Source organism: Bacteroides intestinalis (assembly GCF_003464595.1).
In the GTDB taxonomy this organism is placed as follows: domain Bacteria; phylum Bacteroidota; class Bacteroidia; order Bacteroidales; family Bacteroidaceae; genus Bacteroides; species Bacteroides intestinalis_A.
This window is the reverse complement of the sequence record NZ_QRZF01000003.1, coordinates 105,702-128,709: the sequence shown is the minus strand read 5'-3', so window position 1 is coordinate 128,709 and position 23,008 is coordinate 105,702. Positions and strand designations below refer to the sequence as shown.

The window sequence follows — 23,008 nt, the reverse complement described above, 5'->3', positions numbered from 1 at the left end:
CTAATGCTCTATTTGAAAGTGAACTAAAATAAAGTATCAACCATACAAAGATAATGCAATTTGAGTGCAGAACTTTCATGCTTGCATGAAAAAGTTCTGCCGAAATGCAGCTTATCTTATAAAAATGTACAATAATGAACCGAATAACCATTAATAAACAAATAAATAAGATACTCCTTTTTTTATTTTTTGCCTTTCTATCATTTAATGCCACAGCACAGAATGACAAAAAGCAAATCACCATACAAAATAAAAACATATCACTGAAAGAAGCTTTTGCCGAGATAGAACTACAAACCGGATATAGCATAGCTTATGAGTTGTCGACTGTAGATGTAAAGAAGAAAATATCCCTGTCATTAGAAAACCAGAGTATTGACAAGGCGTTATCACAAATCCTGAAAGACACCCGGTATTCATACAAAATAACAGGCTACCATATCATTATCACTCCATCCGACAACGAACAACAGAAATCCACCAAGGAAAAAACGGAGAAACCTACCCAAACAGTCAGAGGAATCGTACTGGATTCCAAAACCAATACACCTATAGAGTTTGCGACTGTAAGAATTATGAATAGCGGTTCTTTGGGCAGTACAACAGATAGTCTGGGGAGATTTCGGATAGATCATGTTCCTGTGGGACGATGCAATATACAAACCTCCTATGTAGGATATAATGCCAATATTTTCAATGAAATACCTGTAACCTCTTCCAAGGAAGTATATATGGAAATCCCATTGGATGAGAATGTTCATTCGTTGGCGGAAGTCGTCATACAACCGGAGATAAAGAAAGATAAGCCCCTGAATGCAATGGCCATTACCGGCGGACGTATGATCAGTATGGAAGAGGCAGGCAGGTTTGCCAATGGCTTTGATGATCCGGCACGTCTGAGTTCTGCATTTGCAGGTGTGGCAGGAGATGTAGGAACCAACGCTGTAGCTATCAGAGGAAATTCACCCCAGTTTACCCAATGGAGGTTGGAAGGTGTAGAAATTCCTAATCCTACTCACTTCGCTGACCTTACCGGACTGGGTGGAGGTTTTCTTTCGGCCCTGAGTACACAGGTGATCGGTAACTCCGATTTCTACAACGGTGCGTTCCCTGCCGAATACAGCAATGCGTTATCAGGTATCTTCGACATGCAAATACGAAATGGTAACAATCAGAAGTACGAACATACATTTCAGTTGGGTATTCTGGGTATTGACCTGGCATCGGAAGGCCCGATAAGCAAGAAGCATGGAAGTTCCTATATCCTTAATTACCGCTTCTCTACTACTTCTTTAGCTACAGGAAATGACATGAACCTCAAATATCAGGACTTATCATTTAAGCTGAATTTTCCTACCCGGAAGGCCGGAACTTTCTCTATCTGGGGGATCGGACTGATTGACCGCTATAAACCGGAGATTCTCGATCGTGATGAATGGGAAACACAAAGTGACCGGCAATCCGGAAATACAACATTTGATAAAGCAGCAGGAGGAATTACTCACAAGTATCTTATCAATACGGATACTTATATCCACTCTTCATTAGCCGCTACTTATGCAAAAGATCACACAGAAGCTGATCAGATGACAGAAGATGATAAACTGGTCCATGTAGGAGATATCCGGAATTCCAAATGGGATATCGTTTTCAATTCTTATCTGAACAAGAAGTTCAGCTCCAACCACATCAACCGGACAGGTATCACAATCACAGGACTTAAATACGATCTGGATTACAAAATCAGTCCTAATTTTGGTTTAGATATACCTATGGAACAGATTTCAAAAGGGAACGGAGAAAGTTGTGTACTCTCGGCCTACAGCAGTTCTGTCATCAACCTAAGTAATCATCTTACCACCAGTCTGGGCATCACTGCGCAATACTTCACTCTAAATAAGAACTGGACCATAGAACCCAGAGCAGCCCTGAAATGGACTTTCAATCCGAAACATGCCCTGGCATTGGCATACGGCCTGCACAGTCGAAGAGAAAGACTTGACTACTACTTTGTAGAACAAGAGGTCAATGGAAAAACTGAATCCAACAGATATCTGAATTTTTCAAAGGCTCATCACTTTGGGCTTACATACGACTGGAACATCAACTCATATATACACTTAAAAGTGGAACCCTATTATCAATATTTATTCCGTATTCCCGTTGAAGAGAATTCTTCCTTTTCTATCATCAACCATCAGAGCTTCTACCTGGAAAGAATATTAAAGAATAGAGGTTCCGGAGTGAACTACGGTATAGACATCACATTAGAACAATACATGAAAAATGGTTTCTACTATATGATAACGGCTTCTCTTTTTAAATCGAGATACAAAGCCGGGGATCATATCTGGCGCAACACACGGTTGGACAAAAACTACCTCCTAAACGTACTTGCCGGAAAAGAATGGATGGTGGGACGCAATAAACAAAATGTACTAAGCCTTAACGGACGTATCTTCTTCCAAGGTGGCGACCGCTACACTCCTGTAGACGAAGAGAAAAGCCTGATAGAACATGATATCAAATTTGATGAAACCAGAGCTTACAGCAAGAAATTTAATCCTTCTCTCAATGGTGATATTTCTTTCAGTTATAGAATCAACAAAAGGAAAATATCTCATGAGTTTTCCATTAAAATGCTAAATGTAGGTATGCGCACAGGTATGCACTTTTACCAGTACAACGAAAAGACCCATAAGATAGAGAAAGAAGACGGATCGGGTATGATTCCGAATATCAGTTATAAAATCTACTTTTAATTTATGAAAGAGAACACTTATTGCTTACACCATTTTACAGCGAAAATATTCTATTGCCCCCCGATAAAAGCAAAGAAGATGTATCAGGAAATTTCACAGTACCGGAATGAATTATCATCCTTTGTATGAACTAACCGTTCACGACAGACGTTATATCCATAGAACTTTAAATACCAACGATCATGGAAAAGTATCTGATTCATAGTAATGAGTTGCATTTCATCAACAAGGAACGCATTCACAGGGAAGTAGAGAAAATGGTAGAGTCATTAGACATGGCAGCAGGTTCCACCAAAGGATTCGACCTGTATACCGTAGTAGAAAGTTATTTCACTGATCTCGAAAAGCGAAGGGAAATCAATCGCTTACTGCATATAGAGAAAGATGAATGCGAAGCCATAGAGGAAGAACTCGGAGTATATGAAATGTGATTTGCAATAAAAACTATCACGAGTATTAACTATAATGAATAAAGGGCATAACAAGTTGTTGTTATGCCCTTTATTCATTTACGGTAATCAATTCCAGACTACTATCAATCCTTTGCCTGATGTACCGTCAGCTGTGGGAAAGGGAAACCAATACCCTCCTTATTGAACACAGAGTAGATGGTCTTGTTCATATCGAAATAAACTCCCCAATAGTCCTCACTCTTCACCCAGGCACGGATAATCACATTCACGCTACTGGCATCCAGTGCATGAAGGGCAACAAAAGGAGCCGGATCACTGAGAATCCGCTTGTCTTCAGCAATGATACGACGGGTAGTTTCTTCCACCTTATCAAAGTTTTCGCCATACTCCACACCGATTATCCATTCTACACGACGGGTAGCTTCACGACTGTAGTTAGTCACAGTACCACTACTCAACGCACCATTCGGGATATAAATAATCTTATTATCACCGGTAGTCAGGATCGTATGGAAAATCTGAATCTCACGAACCGTACCCGTGATGCCTTGGCTTTCAATCAAGTCACCTACTTTATAAGGACGGAGCAGCAATACAATCAGACCACCTGCAAAGTTCTGCAAGTTACCGGACAATGCCATACCAATAGCTACACCGGCGGATGCCAGCAAGGCAGCAAATGAAGTCGTTTCCACTCCCAACTTACCGATAACGGCAATAATCAATAAGATAGTCAGCAAGATGTTCACCAGACTCTTTACAAAACTCTGGATACTGGCATCCACATGTCGCTTAGCCAATAAGCGGGCCAACATTTTATTAAGGAAAGAAATAAGGAAACGTCCTATAATAAAGATCAATACAGCACCAATGATATGGCCACCCGCATTCACTCCCCAGTCTATCAACTGTTGGAGAAATACCTGCAATTTACTAAAACCGTCTTCCACAACAGTTTCAGTTGCAGGAGCCGCTGCTTGTAAAAATAATAACATAATATTTGTTCGTTTGAAGTTAATAATTCAAGTTTCGCAAGCTCAACTTTCGTAGTTGACAAGGTTTCAGTTGACAAGGGAACAAGGGAGATAGTCTCACAAACAATTCTTACCTATCATTTTCTCATGAAAAGCCTGACATTCTTGCCTTGTTCCCTTGTCAACTGAAACCTTGTCAACTGCAAAAGTAACAAATATTTCCGGTTATCGTTCACTCGATTTGCGTGTTTCAGCGAAAACACTTAATTTTGCCCCCGATTTCAACTAAGGGGTGCCCTAATATGACGGGCTGAGATCATACCCATTGACCTGATCCGGGTAGTGCCGGCGGAGGGAAAAGAAGAAAAGTTCCCCTTTTCTGTATTAATCTTTAATAGTTAAAATTGTAATGAGAAAACATGCAATGGCGGCCTGCCTGTTGATGGCAACGCTGAGTGTCTGTGCGCAGACGCATGAGAAAGACAGCTTGCGGGTGATAAACCTGCAGGAAGTAGAAGTTATCTCTACCCGTGCCACGGGAACCACACCTGTGGCGTTTACCAATGTTAGTAAAGAACAACTTAAAAAGCAGAATTTCGGGCAAGACCTGCCCTATTTATTAAGCATGATACCTTCTGCCATTACAACAAGTGATGCAGGTGCCGGTATTGGTTATACCACCTTGCGCATACGCGGCACAGATGGCACGCGAATCAATGTCACCGCCAACGGTATTCCTATCAATGATGCAGAAAGCCACACCGTATTCTGGGTAAACCTGCCTGATTTTGCCTCTTCCGTAAAAGACTTACAAGTGCAACGAGGCGCAGGTACTTCCACCAATGGTGCAGGTGCATTCGGTGGTAGTATCAATATGCAGACAGGAGATTTTTCATTGAAACCATATGCCGAAATCAACGCATCTTACGGCTCATTCAATACTCACAAAGAGACGGTGAAAGTAGGTACCGGACTTATCAACGAACATTGGTCTTTTGACGTACGGCTATCCAATATCAGTTCGGATGGCTATATAGACCGGGCATCCGTTGGCTTAAATTCCTACTATGCCCAGGGTGGATATTATAATGACAACACATCGGTGAAACTGATCACTTTCGGCGGAAAAGAGCGCACTTATCATGCATGGAATTATGCCAGCAAAGATCAAATGGCAGCATTCGGACGCCGTTTCAACTCTTGCGGATACATGTATATTGAAGATAAAAGCGGAGGGATACATCAACCGGAGATTGATTACGATTATGGTGTCAAAGAAGCCGATCAACTGATCAAAAATGGTGGCACTTTCCACTTCTATGATGACCAGACAGATAACTATGTACAAAAGAACTATCACCTGTTAGTCAACCACACCTTTACTCCGCAATGGCGTCTGAATGCCGGCTTGCACTATACCAAAGGAGATGGATATTATCAGGAATACAAGATTGGACGTAAATTGGTAGAATATGGCATGAAACCCTATGAAGTAAGTGGAGAAAACGTAACCAAAAGCGATCTTGTTCGTAAAAAAGCAATGGATAACTGGTTTGGTGGAGGAATCTTCTCCGTAAATTATACCAATGACCGACTGAATGCTTCACTGGGTGGCGGTCTGAATCGTTATGATGGCGACCATTTCGGTAAAGTACTGTGGGTGAAGAACTATCTGGGGCAACTGAATCCTGATAATGATTACTACCGCAACAACGCTACTAAAAATGATGGAAATATCTATCTGAAAGCCAACTATGAGTTAGGTGGTGGTGTCAGTGCATACGCCGATCTGCAATATCGTCACATCACCTACAAGATGCATGGTCAGAATGACAAATGGAACGATGATACGAACGCACTTCAAACCTTGCATATTGAAGATAAGTTCGACTTCTTCAACCCGAAAGCTGGTTTGTTCTGGCAGATCAATACTAACAACCGTCTATATGGTTCATTCAGTGTAGCCCATAAAGAACCTACGCGCAATAACTATACCGACGGAAAACTAACCGAACATCCCAAAGCAGAACGCTTATTCGACTATGAACTGGGATATACCTTTGCCAACTCATGGTTAAATCTGGGCGCTAATCTCTATTACATGGATTATAAAAACCAGCTGGTATTGACAGGCGAAAAGAATGAAATTGGCGAAGCTGTAGCAGCCAATGTACCCGACAGTTATCGCATGGGTATAGAACTCATGGCCGGATTGAAACTGAACTGTGGTTTCCAATGGGATATCAATGCCACCTTTAGCCGTAACCGTGTAGAGAACTTCTCCGAGACACTGTACGAATGGGAAAAGCCTACTACCGAAGCCTGGAAAATAGATCGTGGCAATACTCCTATCTCTTTCTCACCGGACTTTATTCTGAACAATCGTTTCAGTTATACGTATAGAGGGTTTGAAGCAGCCCTGCAATCCCAATACGTCAGCAAACAGTATATGACCAATGCTAAACGTGATGACCAAATATTGGATGCTTACTTCGTTAGCAATCTGAACCTGGCATATACCTTCAAACTGCCTCGCATGAAGTCAGTCACAGTGGGTTGTACGATATATAACCTATTCAATGAAACATACGAAAACAATGGTTTCGCAGGTAGCGGATATTCCCTCAATGATGCAGGAGAAAAAGAACGTTACAGCTATGCAACCTATGCGGCACAAGCCGGAACCAATGTTCTGGGACATATCTCTTTGAGTTTTTAAAGCATGGAACAAACTCTCGAAATTATCGGAACCATCGTCGGTCTTGTCTACCTCTGGTTAGAATACCGGGCAAGTATCTATCTTTGGATAGCGGGCATCATCATGCCTGCTATCTACATTTTCGTCTATTACGATGCCGGACTGTATGCTGACTTCGGAATAAATATCTATTATCTGGGGGCGGCCGTCTACGGTTGGATGATGTGGAAATACGGCAGTTTTGTAAGACGAAAACTTCATCTACGTATCAAAGAAGGACAGCAGGAACTTCCCATTACCCGTATGCCAATGAAATATTACCTGCCCCTCGGCATTGTATTCGCCGTTACTTTTGTCGGCATTGCCTGGATACTCATTCGTTTTACCAACAGTAATGTACCCTGGCTTGATTCTTTCACCACTGCCCTCAGTATCGTAGGCATGTGGATGCTGGCACGTAAATATGTAGAACAGTGGTGGGCATGGATTGTAGTGGACATTGTCAGTGCAGGACTCTATGTTTACAAAGACCTCAATTTCACAGCAGGACTGTATGCTCTTTATACAATAATCGCTATCTTTGGCTACTTCAAATGGAAGAGGATGATGGGAAGAGTGGTAGAGTGATAAGGTGTTAAGGTGATAGGGTGATAAAAGAAACAATGATGAAAGAAAATAATAATAAGAATTCAGTGGAACTCTGTGTTCTCTGTGGTGAACCGGAAGCAGTTATCTTAGCCAATGGTGATTATCCGACCCATCCCATACCTTTGCAGGTACTGGCAAACGCTCCTTATATCGTTTGTTGTGATGGCGGTGCAGATGCTTATATAGATTGCGGCAACGTACCTGATGTTATTATCGGTGACGGAGATTCCCTGAGTGAAGAGAACCGCCGGAAATATAGTCATATTCTCCATTACATCTCCGACCAGGAGACCAACGACCAGACTAAAGCCGTAAACTTCCTTTTATCACAAGGCAGAAAAAACATCGCTATCGTAGGAGCCACAGGCAAACGGGAAGACCATACTTTAGGAAATATCAGCCTGCTCATTGATTATATGCGTACCGGAGCTCATGTCCGCATGCTGACCGATTATGGTATTTTCATTCCCTGCCATGACACCTGTTCTTTCCCCAGCGAGCCAGGGCAACAGATTTCGATCATAAACTTTGGTGCCCATAACCTGCGAGGTGAAGGCTTGGTATACCCTCTCAGTGACTTCACTAACTGGTGGCAAGGTACACTGAACGAAAGCACGGAAACAGAATTCACCATTCACGCAGAAGGGGAATACTTGATAATTATGAATTATGAATTATGAATTATGAATTGCTACGCTGTCATGCCGCATGGCAATTCATAATTCATAATTCATAATTCATAATTACTACTTACCTTTCCTCTCCGCTACCTCCACAAAGTACACACTCAGACATATCATCCCGATAGCCACCCCCTGTTCCCAGGTAAAGCGGTCTTGCCCCACGATATAAGAAACGACGGTCGTCACAATCAGTATCAGATAGCCATACATGGCCACTACGGTTGTCTTCAGATATTTCAATCCGATGGGCATCAACCAATAACTAAGGTAAGTAGGGAAAATAAGGATGAACGCCAAAATCATCCACGGCATCCAGTGCCAGGTTCCATGTGCTGCGTCGGCGAACAACGGCGCGTCCCAGCCCAGGATAGTAGATATCACCAGACCGGACAGCGCCGCGCCCCCAAACACATATTTCATTACGGTCACCAAGCCGATCTCTTCCAGCAATTTCTTACTCAGAATCAGATAAATGGCAAAGAACACCGAACTGAGCAGGCACAACATATTACCTGTAAAGGCATCATGTGCCAAGTCATCGCTGCCTTGAGTCAATATACACAGCAATGCACCACCGAACCCGAGGGAAATACCGATAATTTTCATCAGTGTAGCCCGCTCGTGCAGAAAGAGAACGGAGATAAGAAATACCCAGATAGGTTGCAGGGAATTGAATATGGCACTACTGACGGGTGTCGTCTTACTGATACCCAGCAAATAGCAGAACATAAAACCATACATGCCGAATGCTCCCAGACAAAGTAACCCGATACGCTGCCGCCGTGTGATAGGTGCTTCTTTCACAAACCAGCCTGTCACCCAGAACGCTATAGCAGCAAAAGTACAACGCACCGTGACACCCGTCAATGCACCCATCCACACGGGCAGCAGGAATTTCAGGGCATTCATATTCAATCCCGCAAATATTCGCGAGACTACCAAACTTAAATTGGCCTCCAGTTTCTTATCTTTCATTCGGATATCGCAATTTTGGTTTCAAGGCAGAGAACGCAGGGAGAAGAAAATTGTTCAACGTGCATGGATATTCCAAAACTATTCGTATCTTTAGGATGTTCTATGAAAAACAAAAAAGGATAGCCCTATGAAAAGTAAAGAAGAAAAAGACACACTGCGTACCGAAACGCAAGATGAACCTAAGAGCAAAGAACAAGTGCTCGTATTCTCTCATCAACTGCGCCGGGAAGTTGAAACTGCCTGCTGCCAATTGGATAACCGCGAAGGACAGAATAACTTAACAATAAACAAGGAGGTAGCAGAATGGCTAAGCAAGTAATATGGTCGCTCGTCGCCAAGAAACAGTTGAAGGAAGCATTCCAGATACTAAAACTAAAGAATGGGAATAATGAGGTTGGTGAAGTGCTCTATGTACAATTGCAGAACATATTACACCGCATCAGCATGAATCCGTTCATCGGACAAACAACAGAAATAGAAAATATACGCTACATCATTCCTCACCCGGGATATACACTTTTCTATCGACATAGCCTCAAGAAGATAGAAGTTGTTGTACTATGGGACAACCGACTAAAAATGGGGGAACTGAAAGTAATCCCCAAAAAGGAATGAGATGTAAAAAAAGTAAATAAGTAGCGAATTATGATTGAACAAATTCCATCGCATGCCATGCATACCATTTTTGTGTGAACTCATCACCCAAGTTGTATTGACTGGCAACATTACGTACTGTTTCCAAATTCAAATTATCAGGCAAACGGAGAAGTGCGTTTGCAGCACAGAGGTTTTTGTATTCTTCATCAAGAATAATCCTTTTACGGAGAGACAGGTTATCATCTCCGATATAAGTCCTGTGACTTATCATGCGTTCTGACACCAGCCTGCCAATCATGACACCTTGCTCTGATATAAAATAGTATGAATTATCAGGTTGCCTGACATAAAGAGTATTATTATTTTTCAAGCTAAAAAACTCAAATGCATTATAATTACCAGTTTCCAGATTATAATACCTGAGGTAACGTTCTCTATATCTCTGCATAAAATGTGGAGTATACTCAAGAACAAGAGGATGTTTATTGCTCGATAATGCAATATATCCGCAAGTTTCCTGACCGGTTATCGGAGCGTAAATAAGAAGTGAAATACCTTCATTGAGAGCAAGAAAGGCAATGGTCCAAGAATTATTCCGCTTTGTCGTGACTACCATTCTTTTAACAAATCTTCCGATAAAGTGTTCTTGCCTGTAGCGCTTTCCACAACGATCCATAAATAAATCGATTTTGGTCTGCAATATTGAAAAATCTTTCAGTGCTTCAGCACATAACTCTTCGGACGACATTGACGATACAAACATGTTTTTATCTTGTTTATGGTTAATACAAACCAGAAATTGAATATGGGTACAAAGGTATAAAAAAACAATCCAACATAGTTGGCAGAGGCCTTTTTTCATGTTATAATAATATTATCCTTGAGTAGTTACTGATTTTTTGTCAAGAGCAGATTTATGCATTCCATCATGTGTTTCATGCAAACAGATGATGCGTTTGCCACAAGTAGATGGTGTGTTTTCCACAGTTGAATAAGGCAAATGCCACATTCTAACCGGGTAAATGCCACACTATTTGCCTGTTAGAGTGTGACATTTCAGTCATTAAGATGTGGCATTCGGGAAGATCAAATGTGGCATTTCAGATGGGATAAAAAAAGAGAGGAGAAGCAATGCCCCTCCTCTTATGCTAATTTAAACTTGAATCTGAGTTAAAATTACGGTTACAAATATACTATATTGAAACACCAAAGTCAAGCTTTCGGGTCTTTATTTCTTTCCGCTTAAAGAAATTCCGCTCCTTATAGCGACAATAGATAACTTTTAAAATCAGCAAATTCCTTTGTCATCGACAGACTTTGCTTTTCACCTTGCATAAAAGCTTTCAGTTTCGCAGGAATCTCTACGGTTTCACCAATAATACCTTCCACGGTTTCGAGGAATTTTGCCGGATGCGCCGTCTCCAGGAAAACACCAGTTTCACCTGGTTTCAATCCTTCTTTCAGAGCACGGAAACCACAGGCACCATGCGGATCAAGCAGGTAATGACATTCCTTCCACGTCTCACGCATCGTTTCGGCAATCTGTTCATTAGTATAAGTAGTACCACTGATTTCAGCAGAAATGGCCGCATGACTACCACCATAAAGATCGAGCACACGTGCAAAGTTACTCGGATCGCCCACATCCATAGCATTGGCAATGGTAGCGATAGAAGGACGTGGAGTATAAACGCCAGTCTGCAAATATTGATAGAAAATATCGTTACGGTTATTGGCAGCAATGAAACGCTTCACAGGCAATCCCATACGTTTGCCAAACAATCCGGCAGTGATATTTCCAAAGTTACCGCTCGGAACACAGATAACGGCATCGTTCGCCTTGCCTAACTTCTTCAGTTGAGCATAAGCATAGAAGTAATAGAAAGCCTGCGGTAAGAAGCGTGCTACATTAATGGAATTGGCACTGGTAAGTTGCAAATGCTCATTCAGTTCCTTATCCATAAAAGCAGACTTCACCAACGCTTGGCAATCATCGAATGTACCGTCTATCTCAAGGGCTGTGATATTCTGTCCGAGAGTCGTAAATTGTTTCTCCTGTATTTCGCTGACTTTCCCTTTGGGATAAAGCACATATACATGAATACCCTCCACACCGAGGAAACCATTAGCTACCGCACTTCCCGTATCACCAGAGGTGGCAACCAACACATTGACTTGTTTCTTACCTTCTTTTCTGATGAAGTATCCTAAAAGACGGGCCATGAAACGTCCACCCACATCTTTGAAAGCAAGCGTCGGGCCATGGAAAAGTTCGAGTGAATAAATATCTTCCGTCACCTTCACCAAAGGAACATCAAAATTCAATGTATCGTAAACGATTTGTTTCAATGTTTCGGCAGGTACATCTTCCCCAAAGAAAGCATCGGCTACGCGATAGGCAATCTCCTGAAAAGAAAGAGTATCGATACTATCATAAAAATCTTGCGGCAAAGGTTTAATACTATATGGCATGAAAAGTCCTTTGTCGGCAGCAAGTCCCTTCACTACGGCTTCTTCCAGGCTGGCATCGGGAGCTTGTTTGTTGGTACTGTAATATTTCATAATCAGCTTTTCATAAATTCATTAATAAACTCATCTTCCTTCAATAATCCGTAACTACCTTCGCAAACAGACGCTTCATCAAAGGTCTGTACACTATCCGGTTCGATACCCGGATACCAGATGAGGAAAGGGATCGGTTCATTGGTATGTGTACGGAGCTCACATGGAGTAGGATGATCGGGCAATACGGCAATAGCTACCGGTTCTTCCCAATCTTTCACGGCTTCATATATAGGACCTACAGCACGACTATCCAGATTCTCAATCGTCAGAAGTTTTAAATCCACATTCCCTTCATGTCCGGCCTCATCGCTGGCCTCGATATGTAGATAGACGAAATCATCCGTCTTCAGGGCTTCCAGTGCGGCAGCCACTTTATTTTCATAATTGGTATCATACAGACCCGTTGCACCTTCCACTGTCAGGCGACGCAAGTCCGCATAATATCCGATACCATTGATCAGATCTACAGCAGAAATCACTGCCCCCCGTTTCACTTGTGGGAACTTATCAGACAAACGTTCCATTTTAGGACGATAGCCGGGACTCCAAGGCCAAATACTGTTAGCCGGGTCTTTCCCTTCCGCCATCCGCTTCTGATTCAACGGATGATTTTTCAAGAGCTCCTGCGAACGCAGGATAAGGTCATTAATCAAATCAGCGGTTTGTTCAGGGGACAGAGGAGAAGGGAACGAGGCTTCAGTTGACAAGTTGACAAGGGAGTCACTCTTCCTTGTTACCTCGTCAACTGAAACCTTGTCAACTGAATCCGGTTTCACCAGTAACGGGCGGAAAGGTTTCAAGGGCACATCGTGCGGTGGCGTACAATCAATACGCTTATCTCCGCCTTTGATCACCAATAAATGACGATATTGCACGCCTGTATAGAAACACACCCGCTCATTGCCCAGATGTTCCTGCAAGTACTTCACCAATACATCGGCTTCTTCCGTTGTGATGTGTCCGGCAGAATGGTTTTTAATATGATCGCCTTCAATGCAAATGATGTTACAACGCATTGCCATCTCGCCCGGTTTCAAATCTACACCGATGCTGGCAGCTTCCAGAGGTCCTCGTCCTTCATAAACTTTCGGCAGGTCATAGCCTAGAACGGACATATTCGCTACTTCACTACCGGGATGGAAACCATCGGCAACAGTCTTCAACCGTCCCGTACGCCCCATGCTCGCCAGTTTATCCATATAAGGCGTCTTGGCATATTGCATCAGCGTCTTACCGCCCAATGACTCCACAGGCCAATCCGCCATTCCATCGCCTAATATGATTATATGTTTCATTTTATTAAACATTTGCAATACTCATGATATCCGCAAATACACCTGCCGCCGTTACTCCGGCACCGGCACCGTATCCTTGTATCATCATCGGATATTCTTTATAACGTTCTGTAGTCAGCAGAATAATATTGTTACTACCTTCCAGACCATAGAACGGATGATTTACACCCACTTCCTGCAGGCCGACTGATGCTTTGCCATTCTCCAGTTTAGCAACAAAACGCCAGTGCTTGTTCTCTGCTTCCAGTACCTTGCGACGGGCTTCGAAGTCCGCATCCAGACTCGGCACTTTCTTCCAGAAATCATCCAGCGAACCTTCAAAGAAATCATCGGGCACGAACAGGTTCTTTTCTACATCCGACTGTTCCAGTCTGTAACCGGCTTCACGTGCCAGGATCACCAGTTTACGGATAACGTCCTTGCCACTTAGGTCGATACGCGGGTCCGGTTCAGAGTAACGCTCTTCCTGCGCCATCTTAATGGTCTTGCTGAAAGGAATATCCGCACTGATCTTATTAAAGATATAATTCAGTGTACCACTCAGTACAGCTTCAATCTTCAATATCTTGTCACCGCTATGGATAAGGTCATTGATCGTATTGATAATCGGAAGTCCCGCACCTACATTCGTTTCAAAGAGGTACTTCACACCACGCTGACGGGCAATCTGTTTCAGTTCACGGTAGTTCTCATATTCCGAAGAAGCGGCAATCTTATTGGCAGCCACTACAGAAACGTTGTGCAACAACAAATCTTTGTACAAGGAAGCAACTGCCGCACTTGCCGTACAGTCTACAAATACCGAGTTGAAGATATTCATGCCGATAATCTCGTCACGTAAAGTTTCCAGCGTGCTCGGTTTGCCCTTCTCTGCCAGTTCTGCACGGAAATCTGTCAGATCGAAGCCTTCACGGCTAAACATAGCCCGGTCAGCATCAGCGATACCCACAATATGTAGCTTCAATCCATTCTCCATCATCAGCTTCTGCTGTTGGCAGCGGATTTGTTCCACCAGGCTACCGCCTACCGTACCGATACCGCAAATAAAGAGGTTCAGTACCTGGTATTCCGACAGGAAGAATGAATCGTGGATAACGTTCAATGATTTACGCAATGATTTGGAATCCACTACAAATGAAATATTTGTTTCCGAGGCACCCTGAGCACAAGCTATCACATTGATACCGTTACGTCCCAACGTACCGAACAGCTTTCCGGCAATACCCGGCGTATGCTTCATATTTTCACCTACAATAGCTACCGTAGCCAGGTTCTTCTCCGCCTGTATCGGAGAAATCTCACCCATTTCAATCTCTTTGGCAAACTCCTCGTTCAGCACTTCACATGCCAGGTCAGCATCCGCATTACGCACACCGATAGACGTAGAGTTCTCCGAAGATGCCTGAGATACAAGGAACACACTGATACCATTCTTTGCCAGTGCCTTAAAGATGCGGTAGTTCACACCAATCACACCTACCATACCCAAACCCTGCACAGTAATCAGACTGGTATCATTGATAGAAGAAATACCCTTAATCGCTTTCGTACGCGGATCAGATACTTCCTGTCTGATAATCGTTCCCTTTCCTTCGGGATTGAATGTATTCTTTATTAAAATAGGAATATTCTTGTGGCAAACCGGATAAATAGTCGGTGGATATACTACCTTGGCACCGAAGTTACAAAGCTCCGTTGCCTCTACATAACTCAGTTCGTTAATGGTATAAGCGGTAGAAATCACACGCGGATCTGCAGTCATGAAACCATCCACATCCGTCCAGATTTCCAATTGGTCGGCATCCAATGCCGCCGCAATAACCGAAGCTGTATAATCGGAACCACCACGACCCAGGTTCGTAACATCTCCCGTCACCTTATCAGTAGAGATGAAGCCCGGTACCAGCGCACGCTTCGGCAAAGTACTGAATGTTTTACGAATCAATTCATTCGTCAACTCGGTATCCAATACATACTTGGAGTGCTTCTTTTCTGTTTTGATAAACTTGCGTGAATCAAACCATTCGGCTCCCGTCAACTCTGCAACGATAATGGACGATAAACGCTCGCCATAGCTAACAATCGTATCGGAAGTTTTTTGCGAAAGGTCCTTTATCAGATAAATACCCTGGAAAATATCTTTCAGTTCATTGAGCAATTCACCAATCTGGCGTTGCAGTTCCACTTGCCCCTCACCTGCGGGAATCACTTCTTTAATCATTTCCACATGGCGGTAAACAATTTCGCGGAACTCATTTTCGTAAGCAGCATCACCGGCAGCCGCCATTTTCGACGTGTTTATCAGCTTGTCTGTGATGCCCCCCAGTGCGGAAACCACCACAATTACCGGTTCTTCTACTGCTTCTACAATTCTCTTTACGCTCAAAATACTGTTCGCGGAACCTACGGACGTTCCGCCGAATTTTATTACTTTCATATCCTTTATTACTATTGATAAGGTTGATACAATGTGTCGGAAACAGGACGTATATGCCTGTATTGACTTGAATTAAATAAGAAAAACTGCTGAAAAATAGTGTAACACGTAGAAACACAAATACTATCCATTAACCCCTAAGGGTCATGGTCATGCACATGGATGTGACTGTATGTTGATAGTACTTGTTCATACTCTCTGTTTCTTTCATTATTGATAAGTGTCGCAAAAGTAATAATAAAAACATTCAATCTATCACATTTTGTGGTTTTTTTGTAATAAAAATATAGAAAGGCCTCAAAAGAGGCAGAAATATGCAAAAGAGCGAAGTGTCATTTTCACACATAACCATACAATATTCCGTTACCAGCGGCATAGTTTTATAACATTTTGATATTAAATCCAAGATATATCATTATATTTGCACTAAATTATCGTAAGAGAATGCATATGAGTCCAAATATAACTTCCATTTTGCTAATCTATACCGGTGGAACCATCGGAATGATAGAAAACCCCGAAACGGGTGCTTTAGAGAATTTTAATCTCGAGCAGCTGAAAAAGCACGTACCGGAGCTGCAAAATTTCACATTCCATATCGATACTTACCAGTTCGATCCTCCGATGGACTCTTCGGATATGGACCCGGAAGCCTGGCGCAAACTGGTACATATCATTAGTGACCATTACGATAGATACACAGGCTTTGTAATTCTGCACGGCACGGATACGATGGCATATACCGCATCTGCCCTTAGCTTTATGTTGGAAGGATTGAGCAAACCTGTCATCCTCACCGGCTCACAACTCCCTATCGGAGTACTCCGCACGGACGGAAAAGAAAACCTTCTTACCAGTCTTGAAATAGCCAGTGCACGTGATGCAAAAGGTAATCCGCTTGTACCCGAAGTCTGCATCTTTTTTGAGAATCACCTGATGCGCGGCAATCGTACCATCAAGATGAACGCAGAGAACTTCAATGCATTCCGTTCATTCAACTATCCCGTATTGGCAGAAGCAGGTATTCATATTAAATATAATAATGTGCAAATCCGCTTTAAGGAAGTTGAACGGGAACTGAAGCCACATTATCTATTAGATACCAATGTCGCTGTCCTAAAACTCTTTCCGGGTATTCAGGAGAATGTAGTATCGAGTATACTGGGCATTGAGGGATTGAAGGCTGTCGTGCTCGAAACTTACGGTTCGGGAAATGCTCCCCGCAAAGAGTGGTTCATACGCCGCTTGCGGAATGCTTGCGAGCAAGGGATAGTCATCGTCAACGTCACCCAGTGCAGTGCCGGAACCGTAGAGATGGAACGTTATGAAACGGGCTATCAGCTAATGCAGGCGGGAGTAGTTTGCGGATATGACAGTACAACGGAGTCTGCCGTAACTAAACTGATGTTTCTACTGGGCCACGGTTATACGCCTGATGAGGTACGAAAAAGAATGCGTACTCCGATGGCAGGAGAAATTACGACTATCTAAAAGAAAATTCTTGCAAACCTATATATACCATCCGAATAAATAATCCCTGAATCAGATAAATAAACAGCTAAATTTGTATCTTTGACCAATCATTCAGCAAGTAAATTCCCTTATGGCAAAAGAAAAAACGGTTTATGTGTGCAGTAACTGCGGACAAGACTCCCCGAAATGGGTAGGCAAATGTCCGTCGTGCGGAGAATGGAACACATATGTGGAAGAAGTGATACGAAAGGAAGTCGTCAATAAACGCCCGGTCTCCGGAATAGAAACAGAAAAGCCAAAACCTATTGTTCTTAGTGAAATAGAGGCGGATGACGAACCACGTATCGACCTGCACGATGAAGAACTGAACCGGGTATTGGGAGGTGGATTGGTTCCGGGCTCCCTGGTACTGATTGGCGGTGAACCGGGAATCGGTAAATCAACTTTGGTGCTACAAACTGTGCTCCATATACCCGAAAAGCGCGTTCTCTATGTATCGGGTGAAGAAAGTGCCCGCCAATTAAAATTGCGTGCCGACCGGTTATCGCACAATTCCAGCGATTGCCTTATTGTTTGCGAAACATCATTAGAGCAGATATTCGTACATATCAAGAACACCCGTCCGGAACTGGTAATCATTGACTCTATACAGACCATTTCTACAGAGAGCATTGAATCATCGCCTGGAAGCATTGCACAAGTACGCGAATGCTCAGCAAGCATCCTGCGCTTTGCCAAAGAAACACATACACCGGTATTGCTCATCGGACATATTAATAAGGAAGGCAGCATTGCCGGACCAAAAGTCCTGGAACATATCGTAGACACGGTGTTGCAGTTTGAAGGTGATCAGCATTATATGTATCGCATCCTGCGTAGTATCAAGAATCGTTTTGGCAGCACGGCTGAACTGGGTATTTATGAAATGCGACAGGATGGTTTACGCCAAGTCAGCAATCCGTCGGAGTTATTGTTAAGCCAGGATCACGAAGGTATGAGCGGTATAGCCATAGCCTCAGCCATAGAGGGAATACGTCCGTTCCTGATTGAAACTCAGGCATTGGTGAGCAGTGCGGTATATGGTAATCCGCAACGTTCGGCCACGGGATTTGATATCCGAAGAATGAATATGTTATTGGCAGTACTGGAAAAACGGGTAGGCTTCAAACTGGCTCAGAAGGATGTGTTCCTTAATATTGCCGGAGGATTGAAAGTGAATGATCCGGCGATAGACCTAGCTGTCATCAGTGCCATACTGTCCAGCAATATGGATACGGCTATCGAACCGGAAGTCTGCATGGCGGGGGAAATAGGTTTGTCCGGCGAAATCCGTCCGGTGAACCGAATTGAGCAAAGAATCGGTGAGGCGGAGAAGCTGGGATTCAGACGGTTTGTACTGCCGAAATACAATTTACAAGGAATTGATACGAAGAAACTCAAGATAGAACTAATACCGGTAAGAAAGGTAGAGGAAGCATTCAGAGCACTATTCGGATAAAGAGAAATAGAAACAATCAATAATACTACTATGAAAAGACAATTACATTATCTATCACTTTTAATCCTGCTGTCGCTCTGCGGCTGCGAGGTAACATTGCACGACAACTACGTGGAAACGGAACCGTTGCCACTGGAAACCCCTATAGAAATAAAGCTGGACGCAGAGCAAAACAGCAGCGGAGAACTTCTATTAATAGAAGGCTTTAAAGTAGGATTTCAGATAAACACACCGGAATCCCGGCTAATCTCTGCCTCTTTTTACATTGGTAATAATCTGGTCTGCGAAACGAACAGTCCACAAGGCAGTTTTGATGTCTACAATAATAACTTGACGGGAAACAATCAGGTGAAATGCGAGATTACCACAAAATCACTGAAGCAAGGCGAAAGCATACGTGATCAAGCCTATGGAGGACAAACATATATGGGCGAAATGAGTTGGCCGGCACGCTTCACCACTCCAAAATTAACAGTTTATCAGATTCCCGAAGAAAGTTCTTTGGAAAATGTTATCATTCATTGGACATTCAACTTGGATAACTTTTACTTTAAAGTTATAGACAAAGGAGAGGTTGTAGTTGCAAAGACTAAAAAAACCAGTATCACTTTGCCAACTCCCAGCTTTGGTAAACAGAACTATATAGAAGTACGGATAGTAGATGAAGCCGGTAATGAACCTTTCCATTCCATAACGGGAGGATACACGTATTTGGGACCTGGCGTCTCATTAAAAGGAAACCAGATGAAAAGTCTATATAACTCATACTCTAATACGCTGTATGCCAGTTCATACAATGAGGTGACTTCTTATGCTATTCCTTCACTTACCACAATCAGTGAATATAAAAATGGCAAAGGCAATGGAACCCCTATTGCCGCAGCACCCAATTCAGACAAGATAGCGGTGGATTATTCTGACCAAATATGTATCTTCTCCGGAAAAGAATTAAAACTTATTACCACAATAAACTATCCTGAAGTGCCTTATGCACCCAAAGATATACTATTTACATCAGATCATAAATTAGTGCTATACTATAATTACCTCTCCAAGGTCTATATTTATAATACAGATAACGGACAACTTGAGAAAAGTATATTTCTGCCGGAAACCAATTTCCCAGAAGAACACTCTGCGGCAACCTGGTATTATCAGATAAGCGAGAACTACCTGTGCGAGCCTGTGCAACATTACGGCTTCTACCTTACCCCTTTGAAGAATTTTGAAAAAGGAAAAACCATTTTCTACCCACAAGGTTACAGCAACTACTTTTTTCACCCAACCCACCCACATGAACTTATTATAGTAAGCACTGAGAACAACAAGGTTTCTATCCTTAATTGCCTAAGTGGAGAGATTGTTCGTACCATTTCAAAAGGGAAAGAATACGCTTTCTGCAACATTGATCCGGTAACCGGAAACTACTTGTTCAGAAATTCTTATTATGCTCTCATTACGAACGAGAATGGAGATGAACTGTTCCGGATGAGAAGTGAAGATACCAGTCCATATCTGGCAAACAATATTCTGACTTGTTGGGCAGGAGCAGCCATAAACGTAGAACCTTATCTAAAGAAACCATGAAAAAGATTATAATAGCATTAGCTTGCATGTTACTGGGAATAACCAGCATGCAAGCACAGGAATTTACACTGGAATATAATATCGGGTATGGGTTATACAATATGTCCGAGATGAAAGATTTTCTGAGTAATGCAGCCGGCAGTAGCCTGAAAGGAGTAAAAACCACCGATAAGTTTCCGGGGAACTTTACACATAACTTTCGGGCTGGTGTACAGATACAGCAGCATCAGGTAGGTATCACTTTCAGCCACCAGAATACAAGCGGACAGAATCATCTGGCCGATGCTACCGGAGAATACAGGCTAAAAGTAAAGAACAGTGGTAACCAGTTGGGAGCATTCTACCGGTTCCACCTCCTGAAAGAAAGATTCAGTCCATTCTTTGAATTGTCCACAGGGCTCGTTTTCAATACTTGCAAGATGGAAGAATACGTACGTGTAGACTCACAAGTACAGGAAGAAAATGTAACTTTGACCGGTGTCAATGTCTTCTTTCAACCTGCCATAGGAGTGCGCTATAAAATCACTACCTTTGCAGCCATTATCGCAAGCGTCGGTTACGAATGGGACCCCGTCGGTAATTTGCACCTGAAAGGAGATAGAAAACAAAAGAGTTCTTATGACGCAAACTGGAGCGGACTACGTGTCAGCGCAGGCATTGTCACTTATTTTAAAATGAAATGATACAAGAATACCAACTACGCGTGCTGCCCGAAGTAGCCGCCAATGAGCAACGATTGAAGGAGTACCTCGTACAGGAAAAAGGATTGAATGTACGGGACATCAACGCAACACGAATCCTGAAACGCAGTATTGACGCCCGGCAACGGACTATTTTCGTCAATTTGAATGTACGGGTATATCTGAATGAAATGCCCAAAGATAATGAATATCAACCTACTATATATAAGAATGTAGAAGGAAAGCCACAGGTCATCGTCGTGGGTGCAGGTCCCGGTGGACTGTTCGCCGCGCTGAGACTGATAGAACTGGGACTTCGCCCCATCATCGTAGAGCGCGGAAAAAATGTACGTGACCGGAAGAAAGACCTGGCTCAGATCAGCCGGGAGCACACAGTGAATCCGGAATCTAATTATAGTTTCGGTGAGGGAGGCGCAGGTGCTTATTCGGACGGGAAACTCTATACCCGCAGCAAGAAACGTGGAAATGTAGATAAGATATTAAACGTATTCTGTCAGCATGGTGCTTCTACAGCTATATTAGTAGACGCACATCCGCATATTGGAACGGATAAACTACCACGTGTAATAGAGAATATGCGGAATACGATTCTCGAATGTGGCGGAGAAGTGCACTTTGAGACGCGCATGGAGGCTTTAATTATCGAAGGAGATGAGATAAAAGGTATCGAAACCCATACAGGACAAACGATTCTGGGTCCGGTGATCCTGGCAACAGGGCATTCGGCACGGGATGTGTACCGTTGGTTGGCTGCCAATCAAGTAGAGATTGAAGCTAAAGGTATTGCAGTCGGTGTACGTTTGGAACATCCTTCGGAATTGATCGACCAGATACAATATCATAACAGAAACGGACGGGGAAAGTATCTGCCTGCCGCCGAATACAGCTTTGTAAATCAGGTAGATGGACGAGGAGTATACAGTTTCTGTATGTGCCCGGGTGGTTTTATTGTACCCGCCGCCAGTGGTCCGCAACAGATTGTAGTCAACGGAATGAGTCCCAGTAACCGTGGATCGCGTTGGAGCAACTCAGGGATGGTAGTTGAATTGAGGCCGGAAGATTTGGAGAACGAAGGATTGAAGATAGAAAATGGAAGAACAGCTACACAGGATGATAGTGTTGCCTATCCCCAACTCAATATGATGTATTTCCAAGAGGCATTAGAATATAATTGTTGGCAACAAGGCAATATGCGTCAGACAGCTCCTGCACAACGAATGTTGGATTTTACACGCAAGAAGCTGAGTTATGACTTACCGGAAAGTTCCTACGCTCCGGGATTAATATCTTCTCCCCTACACTTCTGGATGCCATCGTTCATTACAGAACGGCTCAGCAAAGGATTCCAGCAGTTCGGACAATACAGTCGTGGCTTCCTGACTAATGAAGCGGTAATGATTGGTGTGGAAACACGAACCTCTGCACCTGTACGTATTATAAGAGACAGGGAAACATTGCAGCATGTAAGAATCAAAGGATTGTTTCCATGCGGAGAAGGAGCAGGATATGCAGGTGGCATTGTTTCTGCCGGCATTGATGGGGAACGATGTGCAGAAGCAGTAGCTAACTACTTCAAGTTATAACAATTGTTTTCCTTTCACAGTAACATCGTTTACCCCAAATGGTAACTTCATTTACATGCCGGAGTAAAAGCCGTTACATGCCGAGGTAAAGAGCGTTACAATAAGGGGTAAAGGTCGTT

18 protein-coding genes and 1 riboswitch are annotated in these 23,008 nt (G+C 43.0%); of the genes, 12 read left to right on the top strand and 6 right to left on the bottom strand.

The annotated features are described in order from the left end of the window. The first annotated feature begins 134 nt into the window (after positions 1 to 134). Positions 135 to 2,762: a secretin and TonB N-terminal domain-containing protein gene (locus DWW10_RS05360; RefSeq protein WP_022392973.1), complete on the top strand. Its 2,628-nt coding sequence runs from the start codon at positions 135 to 137 to the stop codon at positions 2,760 to 2,762. Between the two features lie 182 nt (positions 2,763 to 2,944). Further along, on the top strand, positions 2,945 to 3,193 hold the full coding sequence (locus DWW10_RS05355; protein ID WP_007209479.1) for a hypothetical protein: 249 nt from the start codon (positions 2,945 to 2,947) through the stop codon (positions 3,191 to 3,193). Between the two features lie 104 nt (positions 3,194 to 3,297). On the opposite strand, the gene DWW10_RS05350 is transcribed toward DWW10_RS05355, so the two are convergent. Beyond that, positions 3,298 to 4,170 carry a mechanosensitive ion channel family protein gene (locus DWW10_RS05350; protein WP_118222869.1) on the bottom strand — a complete coding sequence of 291 codons (873 nt, stop codon included), beginning with the start codon at positions 4,168 to 4,170 and terminating at the stop codon, positions 3,298 to 3,300. A 257-nt stretch (positions 4,171 to 4,427) separates the two neighbouring features. Further along, a riboswitch (TPP riboswitch) is annotated at positions 4,428 to 4,524 on the top strand. 34 nt (positions 4,525 to 4,558) lie between these two features. Between DWW10_RS05350 and DWW10_RS05345 the strand changes: the two genes are divergently transcribed. Genes DWW10_RS05345 through DWW10_RS05335 form a run of 3 tightly spaced genes read left to right on the top strand, consistent with a single transcriptional unit; the run spans position 4,559 to position 8,175 of the window. Beyond that, positions 4,559 to 6,868, top strand: a complete 2,310-nt coding sequence (locus DWW10_RS05345) for a TonB-dependent receptor (protein ID WP_118421467.1) — start codon at positions 4,559 to 4,561, stop codon at positions 6,866 to 6,868. A 3-nt stretch (positions 6,869 to 6,871) separates the two neighbouring features. Continuing rightward, a complete protein-coding gene (gene pnuC / locus DWW10_RS05340) occupies positions 6,872 to 7,474 on the top strand; it encodes a nicotinamide riboside transporter PnuC (RefSeq protein ID WP_022393655.1) in 603 nt (200 codons plus the stop codon). A 38-nt stretch (positions 7,475 to 7,512) separates the two neighbouring features. Next, positions 7,513 to 8,175, top strand: coding sequence for a thiamine diphosphokinase (locus tag DWW10_RS05335; protein WP_022393656.1), 663 nt, complete (start codon positions 7,513 to 7,515; stop codon positions 8,173 to 8,175). A gap of 66 nt (positions 8,176 to 8,241) precedes the next feature. On the opposite strand, the gene DWW10_RS05330 is transcribed toward DWW10_RS05335, so the two are convergent. After that, entirely contained in the window at positions 8,242 to 9,153 is a 912-nt protein-coding gene (locus tag DWW10_RS05330) for a DMT family transporter (protein WP_022393657.1), read from the bottom strand. Between the two features lie 127 nt (positions 9,154 to 9,280). Here DWW10_RS05330 and DWW10_RS05325 point away from each other — a divergent pair, with 127 nt between their 5' ends. Further along, positions 9,281 to 9,472 (top strand): hypothetical protein, encoded by a 192-nt coding sequence (locus DWW10_RS05325; RefSeq protein WP_007667482.1) that lies wholly within the window; start codon positions 9,281 to 9,283, stop codon positions 9,470 to 9,472. Further along, positions 9,457 to 9,768, top strand: coding sequence for a type II toxin-antitoxin system RelE/ParE family toxin (locus DWW10_RS05320; protein ID WP_007667484.1), 312 nt, complete (start codon positions 9,457 to 9,459; stop codon positions 9,766 to 9,768). The genes DWW10_RS05325 and DWW10_RS05320 overlap by 16 nt, the downstream gene beginning before the upstream one ends. 28 nt (positions 9,769 to 9,796) lie before the next feature. On the opposite strand, the gene DWW10_RS05315 is transcribed toward DWW10_RS05320, so the two are convergent. From DWW10_RS05315 to thrA, 4 genes are all read right to left on the bottom strand, one after another. Next, positions 9,797 to 10,612, bottom strand: coding sequence for a hypothetical protein (locus DWW10_RS05315; protein ID WP_259320416.1), 816 nt, complete (start codon positions 10,610 to 10,612; stop codon positions 9,797 to 9,799). Positions 10,613 to 11,010: 398 nt separating this feature from the next. Further along, positions 11,011 to 12,312, bottom strand: coding sequence for a threonine synthase (gene thrC / locus DWW10_RS05310; RefSeq protein WP_022393659.1), 1,302 nt, complete (start codon positions 12,310 to 12,312; stop codon positions 11,011 to 11,013). Positions 12,313 to 12,314: 2 nt separating this feature from the next. Beyond that, a complete protein-coding gene (locus DWW10_RS05305; protein ID WP_118421553.1) occupies positions 12,315 to 13,610 on the bottom strand; it encodes a cofactor-independent phosphoglycerate mutase in 1,296 nt (431 codons plus the stop codon). 4 nt (positions 13,611 to 13,614) lie between these two features. Then, entirely contained in the window at positions 13,615 to 16,047 is a 2,433-nt protein-coding gene (thrA, locus tag DWW10_RS05300) for a bifunctional aspartate kinase/homoserine dehydrogenase I (RefSeq protein WP_118421465.1), read from the bottom strand. Positions 16,048 to 16,497: 450 nt separating this feature from the next. On the opposite strand from thrA, the gene DWW10_RS05290 reads away from it, so the two are divergent. The 5 genes from DWW10_RS05290 to DWW10_RS05270 all read left to right on the top strand — a co-directional run bounded on the left by DWW10_RS05290 (position 16,498) and on the right by DWW10_RS05270 (position 22,889). Further along, positions 16,498 to 17,538 (top strand): asparaginase, encoded by a 1,041-nt coding sequence (locus DWW10_RS05290; protein ID WP_118222940.1) that lies wholly within the window; start codon positions 16,498 to 16,500, stop codon positions 17,536 to 17,538. Between the two features lie 112 nt (positions 17,539 to 17,650). Continuing rightward, complete coding sequence (radA, locus tag DWW10_RS05285; protein WP_022393373.1) at positions 17,651 to 19,018, top strand: DNA repair protein RadA; 1,368 nt, start codon at positions 17,651 to 17,653, stop codon at positions 19,016 to 19,018. Between the two features lie 30 nt (positions 19,019 to 19,048). Continuing rightward, positions 19,049 to 20,605 carry a hypothetical protein gene (locus tag DWW10_RS05280; RefSeq protein ID WP_118421464.1) on the top strand — a complete coding sequence of 519 codons (1,557 nt, stop codon included), beginning with the start codon at positions 19,049 to 19,051 and terminating at the stop codon, positions 20,603 to 20,605. Then, on the top strand, positions 20,602 to 21,288 hold the full coding sequence (locus tag DWW10_RS05275; RefSeq protein WP_118486999.1) for a hypothetical protein: 687 nt from the start codon (positions 20,602 to 20,604) through the stop codon (positions 21,286 to 21,288). Before DWW10_RS05280 ends, DWW10_RS05275 begins: the two co-directional genes overlap by 4 nt. Continuing rightward, positions 21,285 to 22,889 carry an NAD(P)/FAD-dependent oxidoreductase gene (locus DWW10_RS05270; RefSeq protein ID WP_022393370.1) on the top strand — a complete coding sequence of 535 codons (1,605 nt, stop codon included), beginning with the start codon at positions 21,285 to 21,287 and terminating at the stop codon, positions 22,887 to 22,889. Before DWW10_RS05275 ends, DWW10_RS05270 begins: the two co-directional genes overlap by 4 nt. Positions 22,890 to 23,008 lie beyond the last annotated feature (119 nt).